Raw genomic sequence first — 12,820 nt, 5'->3', positions numbered from 1 at the left:
CCACACGTACCCATCCCGAACACGACCGTTAAGCCCTCTAGCGCCGATGGTACTTGGACCGCAGGGTCCTGGGAGAGTAGGACGCCGCCAAGCAAAGAACCACTGCCGATGTTATTCGGTGGTGGTTTTTATTTGTTTATAAGCAAAAATTAGCATTAACTATTAGTTTAAAGATAGTGCACTAAATGACTCTACATACATAAGCGCCACTCGTTATGAGTGGCGTTTCATATATATAAAAATGAACCTGTCCGTATGACAAATACAGTTGTATGCATCAGGCAATACACCTAATATAACCAGGGAGTTTCCCTTGACAGTCTAAATAACGCTTTGCTAAGATGGCAATAATAAATTTTTCAGAAAACGTATTTTCGGCATAAAATACAGCCTGAGATCTTCGGGTTTTGGACCGTAAAGCTGAGCAAACATAAGGAGGAACGCCCGCGTGTGGGAAGATAAATTTGGTAAGGAAGGTTTCACCTTCGACGATGTACTGCTGGTGCCCCGGAAATCCGAGACACTGCCTAAAGAAGTGGACGTATCTGTTCGTTTGAGTGACAGCGTTAAACTGAATATTCCTTTGATTAGTGCTGGTATGGATACTGTTACGGAAGCGACATTGGCTATTGCCATTGCCCGTGAAGGCGGTATTGGTATCATCCATAAAAATATGTCTGTTGAGCAGCAAGCGGAGGAAGTGGATCGGGTTAAGCGCTCGGAGAGTGGTGTTATTACCAACCCGTTTTCATTGACAGCGGAACATCTGGTTTCTGATGCAGAATCGGTTATGGCAAAATATCGCATTTCCGGTGTACCGATTGTTGAAGGAGATCAAAAGCTTGTTGGTATCCTGACAAACCGTGACTTGCGTTTCATCCACGACTTCTCCATTAAAATCAGCGAAGTCATGACTCGTGAGAATTTGGTTACTGCGCCTGTAGGTACTACACTGCAAGAAGCAGAAGGCATTCTCCAGAAGCATAAAATCGAGAAACTTCCATTAGTAGATGAGTCCAACACACTGAAAGGTCTCATTACTATTAAAGATATCGAAAAAGCAATTCAATTCCCTAACGCAGCTAAAGATGCACAAGGACGTTTGCTGGTTGGAGCAGCGATCGGGATTTCCAAAGACACCTTTGAACGTGCTGATGCATTGGTTCAAGCCGGTGTGGACCTGATTACGGTAGACTCGGCACATGGACATCACATAAACATCATTGATGCGGTTCGTCAGCTGCGCGAACGTTTCCCGAACCTGACCATTGTTGCAGGTAACGTTGCTACAGGCGATGCAACCCGTGAATTGATTGAAGCTGGGGCATCGGTTGTCAAAGTGGGAATTGGTCCAGGTTCCATCTGTACAACTCGTGTAATTGCTGGTATTGGTGTTCCTCAAGTTACAGCAGTATACGATTGTGCAAATGTAGCACGTGAATATGGCGTACCAATCATTGCTGACGGTGGTATCAAGTACTCCGGTGAGATTACTAAGGCTCTTGCTGCAGGTGCTCATGCAGTTATGCTGGGAAGCTTGTTTGCAGGTACGGCAGAAAGCCCGGGAGAAACGGAAATCTTCCAAGGACGTAGCTACAAAGTTTACCGCGGCATGGGTTCAATGGCTGCAATGAAACAAGGAAGTAAAGATCGTTACTTCCAGGATGATGACAAGAAACTGGTTCCGGAAGGAATTGAGGGACGTGTTGCTTACAAAGGTCCATTGTCTGATACGATTCATCAGTTGATTGGTGGTCTACGCTCAGGTATGGGATACTGTGGTACAAGCAGTTTGGAACAGCTTCGTAACAACACTCAGTTTATTCGTATTACAGGTGCGGGGCTTCGTGAAAGCCATCCGCATGATGTACAGATTACGAAAGAAGCTCCTAACTACTCGTTGTAATCTGAATTGTGTTAATCATTTCCAGGACAGGCTTGGCGATTTTCGCCGGGCCTGTCTTTTTTTGCGGATACCCCTGTGATAGAATAGAACAAGCGGTAATGATCCTTTAATGGATTAGGGCATTGCGGCGGTTTTTTGACGTGAGTCTATGAAACTGCTTCTGACAATGAATTTTGAGTGATTGAAAAAGGTTGAAGGTAGCCCAGCGAAAAAAGAAGCGCGGACGTCCTTTTACATAAGCATTTCATTTAATGCTAACTAAGTGACAATCGATTCGAACTTTAGGAGCAATGACATTGCTCTTTCGATACAGCGCATATACGACACACCTCACACATCATCTCCACTTGTTAGGGACTAAGAAAATATTGCAGCTCAAGCTGTACTGAAGCACACAATAGAAAGCTTCGGACCGAAGGGAGTATTCATCATTGAAAACCAAACAAATGAATAAGAAAAAACGTCAAATGCTCAAAAAAAGCGTAGCCTCGGTTATGCTGATTAATATGCTCTGCATGTCTGCGGTAATGCCTGTTATGGCTGCTGCAAACGATTCAGGGCAGGTATTGACCGCAGCAGCGACAACAACGAAGACAGAAAAAGCCGTGGACATTCCTTCGGCAGACTCACTGGGACTCGATGTTAAATCAGCCATACTGATGGAGGCTTCAACGGGCCAGATTCTGCTCAATGTGAATGCGGATAAAGCTATGCCGCCAGCAAGCATGACCAAAATGATGACCGAGTACATTGTGGCTGAACAGGTCAAACAGGGGAAATTAAACTGGGATGATGTCGTTACAGTTAAAAAGAACGCAGCGGAAAGTACTGGATCACGGATTTTCCTCGCAGAAGGTGACCAACATACAGTCAAGGAGCTGTACATTGCTATGGCTGTTGGTTCTGCCAATGATGCTACAGTGGCTTTGGCTGAACACATCGCTGGCTCCGAGCAAGCTTTTGTGAAAATGATGAATGATGAAGCGAAGCGTATGGGAATGAAAGATAGCTACTTCATCAACTCCACAGGACTGGATCGTGCAGATATGCCTGCGGACTTCCGCCCAACTGAGGATAAAGAAATCGTCATGTCGGCACGGGATGCGGCCATTTTGTGCAGATACATCATCATGGATCACCCGGACTACAAAGATTTTACAACCATTCAATCTTATAAATTCCGTCCTAATGACAAAGATCCAATTGTTAACTATAACTGGATGCTGGAAGCGAATAAAAATATAACCAACTTCAAAAGCTATGCCTATGAGGGTCTGGACGGGATGAAAACGGGCCATACCACAAACGCTGGGAATAACTTTACGGGTACGGCTGAGCGTAATGGCATGCGTCTGATCAGTGTGGTTATGGGTACCGATTCGGAGCCAGCGCGTTTCAGAGAAACAAAGAAAGTATTGGACTTCGGATTCAACAATTTTGAAGTGAAACAGGCGGTTGCTGCCAAAACTAAAGTCACAGGCTGGGAAGCTGTACCTTTGAAAAAAGGGAAGGAAACAACAGTACCTGTTGTGACGGATAATGCAGTAAGTTTCGTTGTACCTAAAGGTACTCAAAACCTGGACGTGACATTTAAAGCGAATGTAACTGAAGCTGATAAGCTGGTTGCTCCAATTAAGGCCGGAACCAAGGTTGGGACGGTTACTTATACGTACAAAGCTGAAGGAATTGAGCCACAAGAGAAGACAGTGAACCTCATCACCGCAGAAGAAGCCGAAAAAGGCGGTTGGTTCCGTCTCTTCTTCCGTGCAGTGAAAGATTTCTTCGTTGATCTGTTTGATGGCATCAAAAACCTGTTCTAATAGATAAGGTGAAAGAAGACGGGATAATATGACATTTTCAATATAGTGTCGTTAGACCATTGACAAAATACAAGTAATTCCGACCGGATGGATTGTATATTTACAATTTTTCCGGTAAAATATCAAGTTAGAATTCTACGTATAAATCAGTTTAAAAGTCTATTGTTCTTCTAACTGACAATGCATATTTCACATCCTGTTTATGGACAAGAACGACACATCCATTACGGTAGATTGGGGTATGGAAACGGGAATAGCACGCGTAAAAAGAGGTGCGAAAGCGCGGATCGGACATTATGTAGCGCCAAGGACTTGGGTGAAGCGTTGCGCCGGATTGGCGAAGGTGCTTCCATGATCGGTACCAATTCCAAACTTGCACCTTCCGAGCCCATGCAGGATCGCGGCTGGTAAGAGAAAGGTGGATTTTAAATGAAGATCGGCGTTTTAGCACTTCAAGGGGCAGTCACCGAGCACATTCGTAGTATTGAACGGGCCGGAGCAGAAGGATTGGCTATCAAACAGGTTCAACAACTTGATGAGCTGGATGGGTTGATTCTTCCTGGCGGTGAGAGTACCACGATTGGCAAACTGATGCGCAAATATGGTTTCATGGAGGCCATTCGGGCATTCGCTGCTGAGGGTAAACCGGTATTCGGCACCTGTGCTGGTTTGATTGTTATGGCCAAACATATTGAAGGACAAGAGGAAGCTCATCTGGAGCTAATGGATATGACCGTCTCCAGAAATGCATTTGGACGGCAGAGGGAAAGCTTCGAAACGGATCTTTCGGTAAAAGGCATTGAGGAGACGGTAAGGGCAGTGTTTATACGGGCACCCCTGATTGAGAGTGTAGGAGAAGAGGTAGAGGTTCTTTCCACTTACAAGGATGAGATTGTCACTGCTCGCCAGGGGCATCTGCTGGCTTGCTCCTATCACCCTGAGTTGACAGATGATTATCGAATGCATGCTTACTTTGTGGACATGGCTAGGTCGTATAAACAGCCTGTACAGAACCAATAGTGGTTGATATACAACCTATGATCTGCTGGTGAACCGGATCAGTCCTTCAGAGGCTTTACACGGCTTGCTGGCAAGGAGCTGTCTGGTCAGATACCTGATGTTGCCCGTATCTGCTTCCAAAGCGGGAATCGCAGCGTAGGGTAGCGCCGGATGTCATAGGTTGTTTTTTTACCATTGAGGAATGATGAAGTTATAAGGCTACAAAGTTTTGACAGGAGTTAATAAGGAAGGTTTCTACTTTGTGGTGTTATTTAGGAGGGGTATTTAGTGCTTGATGTGAAAATATTGCGGAATGAGTATGCACGTGTTGAAGAAGCGTTGACGAAACGTGGCAAATCGCTGGATCTAATCGCTGGGTTCACGGACATGGATGCCAAGCGTCGCGAGTTGCTGCAAGAGAGTGAAAACCTGAAAAGTCGCCGGAATACGGTATCCGGAGAAGTCGCCAAGCTTAAAAAGAGTGGCGAAAATGCGGACGAGTTGATCCTTGAAATGCGCGAAGTCTCCGATCGAATCAAAGCAATGGATGAAGAAGTGCGTGAGTTGGAAGTGAAGATCAACGATCTCACTATGGCGATTCCGAACATCCCTAACGAGAGTGTGCCTGTTGGTGCGTCCGAAGATGATAATGTGGAGATTCGTCGTTGGGAAGAGCCGAAGTCATTTTCATTTACACCAAAAGCACACTGGGAAATCGCACAGGACCTTGACATCCTTGATTTTGAAGCGGCTGCCAAAGTAACAGGCTCCCGTTTTACCTTTTATAAAGGGCTGGGTGCACGTCTGGAACGTGCTTTGATCAACTTTATGATGGATCTGCACAGCGATCAGCATGGCTATGAAGAGATTCTACCTCCATACATCGTTAACCGCGATAGCTTGTTTGGAACTGGCCAACTGCCGAAATTCGAGGAAGACCTGTTTAAGCTGAAAGATACCGAGTATTATTTGATCCCTACCGCTGAAGTTCCGGTAACGAACTATCATCGTGAAGAGATTTTGAATGCTGACCAGTTGCCTAAACACTTTGTAGCATACAGCTCGTGTTTCCGATCCGAAGCAGGTTCTGCTGGACGGGATACACGTGGCTTGATTCGTCAGCATCAGTTCAATAAAGTTGAGTTGTTGAAACTGTCTTCTCCTGAGACCTCCTATGAGGAATTGGAGAAAATGACTCAAAATGCGGAACGTGTGCTTCAATTATTGGGGCTGCCTTACCGTGTTCTGACGTTGTGTACAGCAGATATGGGCTTCACGTCTGCCAAAACATATGACATTGAGGTCTGGTTGCCGGAAAGCAATACGTATCGTGAAATCTCGTCTTGCTCCAACTGTGAAGACTTCCAAGCACGTCGAGCTAATATCCGTTTCCGTAGAGAGCCAAAAGCGAAACCGGAATTTGTTCATACGTTAAATGGTTCAGGACTGGCAGTGGGGCGTACAGTAGCTGCTATTCTGGAGAACTACCAACAAGAAGATGGAACAGTGGTTATTCCTGAAGCACTGCGTCCTTACATGGGCGGAGTCAGCGTGATTGCCCGTCGTTCCTAAGATGTTCAACTAAATGAATGAAATAAAAAACCGTCTCCTGACAAATGGAAGTTTACAACGTTCCATTTACACAGGGAGACGGTTTTTTTAGTATACAGAGCAGGGCTGAACAGATTCTGAACAACCATATCAATCATCAGGTAGGAATGTTTACCGGTAGTTAGTAGGTGGAATTTCCCTTTTTGATGTATCGAACAATAAATCTTATAAAAAGGTTGCTTTCTGTCATACAATTATGGTATGATCTATTTCGTGGCAAGTTTATAAAAGTTAATGTTCTGGAGAGGTACCGAAGCGGTCATAACGGGGCGGTCTTGAAAACCGTTAGGGGGCAACTCCACGTGGGTTCGAATCCCACCCTCTCCGCCATACTACAATTATGATAAGGGTTCGAGCGATAAGCTCGAGTCCTTTTTTGCATTTATTTGTACATTTAGCACAGCCGCATACCCGCTGTATTTACAGAGCATTTTTACGACAAGAAATCAGTTTGTTTCAATATCTGTGTGATGCATAAAAACATTCAAATCGCCGCACTTTATATAAGAGTGGAGGTGGTAAGATGAACCGCGAATTAAACATAGATCAGACGGAGCTCGTAGGTGCTTGGCAGGAAAGATTGCCTGAGGTCCTAAATGTCGGAGATCGGGCTCAAGTTATGGCTGACGAGGCTGATCAACAGGCTATTCGAATTCACATCGCAACAGCGGGACACCAGATGTACTCTTTTGATTTCAAGTGTGCCTATGTGGATTCTCGTGAAGTCAGTGTACAACTAATTGATGTGGAGCGCGATGGAAGTACGACGGATGAGCGTACAGAGCCTATTCAGGAATTGGCTCAGGATTACACGCGTCATATTCATGAATGTGCCCAGTCGTTGCAAACCAAAACCAGACATTAGGTAGACGTCAAAGGAGTGGTAATACGTGAGCAAAGCCAAAGCTGGAACAGATAAAAACCTGCAAAATGTAGTCGCAGATCTGGATCAGACACCTGTAAATAGTCACCATGCCCAGCAAATTCAACAGGACTCGAATGACCGTCGGCATCAGGATTCCATAAATCATGATAAAACGGAAGATATGGACCCATCCCATTCCTAATCCAATGAAGAGGGGGGAACAACATGAGTAAACCCAAAACAACACCTGTGCCTGAAGCTCAGGCTAATGTGCAGCACCGAAAACCTGAAAAGCATTCTTCCATGCAGGAACCGTTGTCCGGCTCCAAAAAAGTGAAAAACCAGAATCATGTAGATCATCACAATCCTCAAGGCTAAGTTAAAGGAAGATTCATTCCTTTCTTTAGCACATATGAATGCATAACTATAACCTATAACTCCGGTTAACAAACCGGGGTTTTTGCGTGTTCATACATGATTTAGAGGAGCACACCATTGATATCTAAAGCTTACATAGGTCTTTGTAGCCAATTTAGAGAGTAAAGCTCACAAATTTCCCAAATCGTGTTTCCGTTTCAGAATAAATGGTATATCATTGATATTGAATTATTTTTTTTGGGGTTATCACGAGAGGAGAGAAACAAATGACTAAACGTATGGGGGCGCTTCTTCTTACGTTGCTGTTAACCGTATCCATGGCACTGACAGCATGTAGCAGCAAGCAAGAACCAAAAGAGGCATTGAAGACGGCGGCAGCCAATGCTTCCAAACTGACTTCGTATGAGATGAGTTCTAACTTCACTATTAATGAATTGAGCTATAAAGCTGCAGACGAGTCACAACAGGATCCAACGATGTCTCAGTTTATGAGCATGCTGAAGGATGCTCAGTTGAATGTAACTGGCGTATACCAAAGCGAGCCAATGCAGACCGAAATGACGGTAGGTATTGAGCTTAAAGGCGATATGGGTATGACATTTACCATTCCGATGGTTATGACCGCTGAGAAGTTATATGTTAAGGTACCAAGTATTCCGTTCTTCCCGATTCCGGAAACGGTTGTTGGTAAATTCCTGGAGCTGGATTTGAAAGAACTGGCTGAGCAAGAAGGAACGGAATGGAATCCGGATGCTATGGATGCAGCGAAAACACAAAAGCTGAGCAATGAAGTTATGGATGCGGTCCTGAGCGAGTACGATCAGGATAAATTCTTTAAAAACCTGGACGTGAAGGATGCGCAGCTTCCTGAAGGTTTGGATGCCAAGCAAGTTGTTCAATTTTCGGTCAACAATGACAATGTGAAAGAAGCTGTTACTGTCCTGGTAACCAAAGCATTGCCAAAAGTACTGGATATCATTTCTAAAGAAGAGTATCGTGACATGTTGCAAATGAGTCAGGAAGATATCGACAAAGCTAAAGAGGATCTGAAAATTACTGAAGCAGATCAAGCTGAAATGGCTAAAGATCTGGACCAGTTGAAAGATACACTGACCATTAACCAGTTCCACATTGATTTTGCTTTGGACAAAAAAGATTTCCCGGTATATCAAAAGTTGGTTGCTGATCTGTTGATTAAACAACCTGATACCAAGGATGAAGTTAAACTTGCTTTCACTGGTTCGAACACTTACACCAAAATTAACGAGAAGCCAGCATTCAAAATCAATATTCCAACTGGCGAAGACGTGATTACAATGGATCAGTTTGAAGAACTAATGAACGCATCTTACGGATACTAAGTTCTCAGTTTCATGTTAAAGCAAAGAGCCGCTCGACCTTAGGGTTGAGCGGCTCTTTGTATTTTGTTACATGGTATATTCAATTACTGTAAAGATTCACCCAAGTCCTCGGCCAGCACAGCGTAGATCTGATGATCCTGATACTCTCCGTTAATCTTGAGATATTTACGAGCAATGCCCTCAGCCTGAAAGCCGTTCTTCTCGAGAACACGTTTGGAACCTGTATTGGACAACAGAATGGCTGCCTGAACACGATTTAACTTCAGGGCACGGAAGGCGTAGGATACAGCTAGTTTCACGGCTGCGGTCATTCGTCCGCCGCCTTGGTAATCTGGATGGATGAAGTATCCCATGTCTGCATAATTGGCAACGCCCTGAACGACATTGTTCAAGCTAACCTGACCGATCAGAATACCATCGTCGATTGTAAAAATTCCGAATTGATAACCTGTTCCTTCTTCGGCCGCCTGTATTCTATCCTGAATGCGTCTGGTTTGCGCCTGCAGCGTATAGAATTCATCATCCCGGATAGGCTCTACAGCTTGGTAGGGATGACGTGTAATTTGAATAAGAGCAAGATACGCCTCTGTATCTTGTGGAGTAAGTAAACGGAGACTTATTCCTTTTGGTGTGTCGTATAGTGTAAGCGGCATGGAATGCACTTCCTTTCCAGATGGGTGTAAGATTCTATTTTTTGCGTAAACGCCGGAAAAATTGAGTCAGCATGGTGGAGCACTCTGGTTGCAGAATGTCAGCAACCACTTCGGTTCGATGATTAAAACGAGGTTCCTGCAGCAGATTCATCAGCGTTCCTGCGCATCCGGCCTTGGGGTCTGCGGTACCATATATGACTCGAGGCACTCTGGATTGCACAATGGCACCTGCACACATGGGGCATGGTTCCAGTGTGACGTACAGACTGCAATCCAGCAGTCGCCATGCACCGATGGCTTCACTGGCCTGCCGGATGGCTACCATCTCCGCATGTGCTGTGGAATCAAGTGTCGTCTCACGCAGGTTATATCCACGACCAATAATACGGTTATGTTGAACAATTACAGCCCCGATCGGCACTTCCCCGAGTGCTTCTGCTTTGTACGCTTCAGCAATGGCTTCACGCATCCAGTGCTCGTGCTGAGCCTCCTCGGAGAGATGCGTAAGATCAGGTTGGAGAACGTCATCCTTCATTAAAATGTAAAACTCCTTCCAAAGAGCATTTTGTGCGGCGAACAAACATTCGTTTGTTAACATGTTGTGTATAAGTCTGTGGATAACAGACGAGTTGCTCACATAGTTATGAACATACTATCCACATGCCTGTGGATTTGTGTATAAGTTTTAGTGGTTATTCCCATTGTAGGCATGGAAAAGACAAATTACAATTGATTTCGCGTTTTTCAGCCAAGCGGTAACTTTTGGACAAGGGTCAATTATCCTTTTCAAATAGACATACAACAGTTATGATGGAGATAGGTTTTGCCATATATCGCCAGAGGGTACAAGCCGAGAGGTGAACGAAAAAGTTGTCTATTAAAACGAAATTATCCATGATTATGTCGTGCTCAGTGCTCGTCATTTTGGTTTTAAATATAGCACTGAGTTATTATACTACAGAAGAGAATTTAAGGCAGGACAGCGAAACCAAGATGGTGCTTACGGCCAAACAGATTGCAATCGCTGTCGAACAGAGTCAGTCCAGTTCAGAATATGTAAAACGACAAATTGGGAACAATCTATGGCTGGCCTCAGTAATGGCAGCGGGAGAACTGGACCCGAATATTAATAATATCACAAATGAAGACCTGGTTCGCATGAGCGAGAAAGTCGGTGTCTCCCACATTTCATTGATGGAGCAAACGGCTGATGATATTGTGGTTACCCGGTCTTCCGATCCAAAGGAGATTGGATTGTCTACCAAATCCATGACGTACTGGTATCAGGCATTTAAACAGCTATTCGAAAACCATCAGGTTACGATTTCACAGGGACAGAAATTAGACCATTTTTGGTCGGATGGATTCGAATATTCTACATCCAATCCGTCAGATGTTGATATCTGGGGTTACTATCATGATGGGAAGAGGAATTACATAATCAATCCCTTCTATAATAATGCCGCTGTTGACGACTATGTGAAGATCTCTGGTCCAGACGAGATTTTGAATAAGATTCGCGAAGTGAATTCATCGATTCTGGAGATTACAGGTATCAATCCATTGACCTTCGGTAGCTCGAACATGAGCAATGACGGAAGGGATACGAACCACAACAAGTTGAATAACAGGCCTATTCGTTTCGGTACATATCAATATGGTGCCGCAGAAGAGGATCACAAGGCGGTTGTACGGGCAATTCGTACTGGGCAGAATGTATCTTTTGTGAGTGAAACTCATGAACAGAAGGTGCTCAAAAGTTTCATTCCGATATTCACCCCCAATGAATCATCTTATGTAATTAGTATTGTCATGGACTATAAGCAAATATCCTCCATGGTATCGGAACAACTGGTTAGCCATGCCTCGATTTCGCTTGTGTTGCTGGAGATTGTGATCTTTGGTAGCTATTTGCTTGCGGGATACATTACGCGTCCAATTCAATCTATTCTGGGCAAAGTGAATGATGTGGCTGATGGCCATTTTGATTTCCGTCTAAAAGTGAGAAGGAAAGACGAACTGGGCCAATTAGCGAATCGCATTAATGCGATGATTCGTAATTTGGGCCATTATACGAATCGTCTGAAACAGATGTATGAAGAAAATCGTGCGGTAAAAGAGCATTTGGAATCGATCATTAACCAAACGGCAGATGCGATTCATATTACGGATCTGGATGGAAATGTACTGCGGGTAAACCGTGCCTTTGAGCAGTTGTATGGCTGGCGCAGTCGTGAAGTTGAAGGACGCAAATTGAAAATTATCCCTCCTGGTACTGAAGAGGAGATGGAAGAGCAGCATGCCCAGTTGATTGAGGGCATGTCAATTACGTCTAATGAAACGACATGGATGAAGAAGGATGGTAGCCGTGTTGAAGTCAGCGTGAGTACAGCACCAGTTCGGGATGAAGCAGGAGAGATTACAGCACTGATCAGCGTATCAAGAGATATTACCAGCCGTAATCGTATGGAGGAACTGCTCAGACGTTCCGAGAAACTGACGACGGTTGGTCAGCTGGCAGCCGGGGTTGCGCATGAGATTCGTAATCCGCTTACGACCTTGCGTGGGTTTCTTCAGCTCCAACAAGAGACGAACAAGCTCAATCATCGTCACCTGGATTTGATGCTGTCAGAGTTGGATCGAATTAATCTCATTGTGGGTGAGTTTCTGATACTGGCCAAACCACAAGCGGTTCATTTTCAAGAACGGGATATTCGCTTCATTCTGGGAGATGTTATATCATTGCTGGATAGTCAGGCGCATCTGCATGGTGTGGAATTTGTATTGAATGCTTCATCGGATTCAGCTATGGTACACTGTGAAGAGAACCAGTTGAAGCAGGTCTTCATTAACTTGCTGAAGAACGGCATGGAGGCCATGCCAGACGGAGGTAATATTCGAATTAAACTCAATCATGACGAAGAGAATGGTCGGGTTCGGATTGAAATTAAGGATGAAGGCACTGGAATTCCAGAAGAACTGATGCCTAAGCTGGGGGAACCATTCTTCACAAGCAAGGAATCGGGAACAGGGCTTGGCCTGATGGTCAGCCAGCGCATTATTCAATCACATAAGGGCATGATGGATATCAAAAGCGTCATGAACAAGGGAACGACCGTCATTATCGATCTGCCTGCCTCCCCACAGCAAACGGAGAGTATAGAGGAAGAGCATAAGACGGACAATGAACCTACAGACGAAGAGAACTAGATGAGGTGAGATTACCT

Annotated in this window: 11 protein-coding genes, 1 tRNA gene, 1 rRNA gene and 1 pseudogene; 12 read left to right on the top strand and 2 right to left on the bottom strand. The window is 44.6% G+C overall.

What is annotated here, in order from left to right:
• From rrf to BLS14_RS31890, 11 genes and pseudogenes are all read left to right on the top strand, one after another.
• Positions 1–93 (top strand): 5S ribosomal RNA (rrf, locus tag BLS14_RS31935); the annotation flags it as partial.
• A 355-nt stretch (positions 94–448) separates the two neighbouring features.
• On the top strand, positions 449–1,906 hold the full coding sequence (gene guaB, locus BLS14_RS31930; protein ID WP_024628817.1) for an IMP dehydrogenase: 1,458 nt from the start codon (positions 449–451) through the stop codon (positions 1,904–1,906).
• A gap of 446 nt (positions 1,907–2,352) precedes the next feature.
• Complete coding sequence (locus tag BLS14_RS31925; RefSeq protein ID WP_176854911.1) at positions 2,353–3,726, top strand: D-alanyl-D-alanine carboxypeptidase family protein; 1,374 nt, start codon at positions 2,353–2,355, stop codon at positions 3,724–3,726.
• A 294-nt stretch (positions 3,727–4,020) separates the two neighbouring features.
• Positions 4,021–4,098, top strand: a pseudogene (locus BLS14_RS32400) (hypothetical protein); the annotation flags it as partial.
• Positions 4,099–4,155: 57 nt separating this feature from the next.
• Positions 4,156–4,746: a pyridoxal 5'-phosphate synthase glutaminase subunit PdxT gene (gene pdxT, locus BLS14_RS31915; RefSeq protein WP_090812032.1), complete on the top strand. Its 591-nt coding sequence runs from the start codon at positions 4,156–4,158 to the stop codon at positions 4,744–4,746.
• Positions 4,747–5,013: 267 nt separating this feature from the next.
• Positions 5,014–6,297, top strand: coding sequence for a serine--tRNA ligase (gene serS / locus BLS14_RS31910; protein ID WP_090955833.1), 1,284 nt, complete (start codon positions 5,014–5,016; stop codon positions 6,295–6,297).
• Between the two features lie 280 nt (positions 6,298–6,577).
• Positions 6,578–6,666, top strand: a tRNA-Ser gene (locus tag BLS14_RS31905).
• Positions 6,667–6,859: 193 nt separating this feature from the next.
• Positions 6,860–7,201, top strand: a complete 342-nt coding sequence (locus tag BLS14_RS31900; RefSeq protein ID WP_063567622.1) for a hypothetical protein — start codon at positions 6,860–6,862, stop codon at positions 7,199–7,201.
• Positions 7,202–7,226: 25 nt separating this feature from the next.
• The gene (locus BLS14_RS32905) at positions 7,227–7,403 is read left to right on the top strand and encodes a hypothetical protein (RefSeq protein ID WP_162842467.1); all 177 of its coding nucleotides are present in this window, start codon (positions 7,227–7,229) and stop codon (positions 7,401–7,403) included.
• Positions 7,404–7,426: 23 nt separating this feature from the next.
• Positions 7,427–7,579 carry a small acid-soluble spore protein P gene (locus BLS14_RS31895; protein WP_063567623.1) on the top strand — a complete coding sequence of 51 codons (153 nt, stop codon included), beginning with the start codon at positions 7,427–7,429 and terminating at the stop codon, positions 7,577–7,579.
• A gap of 266 nt (positions 7,580–7,845) precedes the next feature.
• Complete coding sequence (locus BLS14_RS31890) at positions 7,846–8,940, top strand: hypothetical protein (RefSeq protein ID WP_063567624.1); 1,095 nt, start codon at positions 7,846–7,848, stop codon at positions 8,938–8,940.
• Between the two features lie 83 nt (positions 8,941–9,023).
• On the opposite strand, the gene BLS14_RS31885 is transcribed toward BLS14_RS31890, so the two are convergent.
• Together BLS14_RS31885 and tadA are read right to left on the bottom strand one after the other, a co-directional pair.
• Positions 9,024–9,593 (bottom strand): GNAT family N-acetyltransferase, encoded by a 570-nt coding sequence (locus BLS14_RS31885; RefSeq protein ID WP_063567625.1) that lies wholly within the window; start codon positions 9,591–9,593, stop codon positions 9,024–9,026.
• A gap of 34 nt (positions 9,594–9,627) precedes the next feature.
• Positions 9,628–10,128 (bottom strand): tRNA adenosine(34) deaminase TadA, encoded by a 501-nt coding sequence (gene tadA, locus BLS14_RS31880; RefSeq protein ID WP_064641365.1) that lies wholly within the window; start codon positions 10,126–10,128, stop codon positions 9,628–9,630.
• Between the two features lie 335 nt (positions 10,129–10,463).
• Here tadA and BLS14_RS31875 point away from each other — a divergent pair, with 335 nt between their 5' ends.
• Complete coding sequence (locus BLS14_RS31875; protein WP_072735859.1) at positions 10,464–12,803, top strand: PAS domain S-box protein; 2,340 nt, start codon at positions 10,464–10,466, stop codon at positions 12,801–12,803.
• Positions 12,804–12,820 lie beyond the last annotated feature (17 nt).

Origin of the sequence: Paenibacillus sp. OK060 (assembly GCF_900101205.1) — a bacterium.
In the GTDB taxonomy this organism is placed as follows: domain Bacteria; phylum Bacillota; class Bacilli; order Paenibacillales; family Paenibacillaceae; genus Paenibacillus; species Paenibacillus marchantiae.
The sequence above is the reverse complement of the archived record's forward strand: the minus strand, read 5'-3'. Positions and strand labels throughout refer to the sequence as shown.

Bases quoted from the DNA above. Each gene is read 5' to 3' on its own strand.
- BLS14_RS31925 (WP_176854911.1), top strand. From the start codon at position 2,353: ATGAATAAGAAAAAACGTCAAATGCTCAAAAAAAGCGTAGCCTCGGTT.
- pdxT (WP_090812032.1), top strand. From the start codon at position 4,156: ATGAAGATCGGCGTTTTAGCACTTCAAGGGGCAGTCACCGAGCACATT.
- BLS14_RS31900 (WP_063567622.1), top strand. From the start codon at position 6,860: ATGAACCGCGAATTAAACATAGATCAGACGGAGCTCGTAGGTGCTTGG.
- BLS14_RS31895 (WP_063567623.1), top strand. From the start codon at position 7,427: ATGAGTAAACCCAAAACAACACCTGTGCCTGAAGCTCAGGCTAATGTG.
- BLS14_RS31890 (WP_063567624.1), top strand. From the start codon at position 7,846: ATGACTAAACGTATGGGGGCGCTTCTTCTTACGTTGCTGTTAACCGTA.
- BLS14_RS31885 (WP_063567625.1), bottom strand. From the start codon at position 9,593: ATGCCGCTTACACTATACGACACACCAAAAGGAATAAGTCTCCGTTTA.
- tadA (WP_064641365.1), bottom strand. From the start codon at position 10,128: ATGAAGGATGACGTTCTCCAACCTGATCTTACGCATCTCTCCGAGGAG.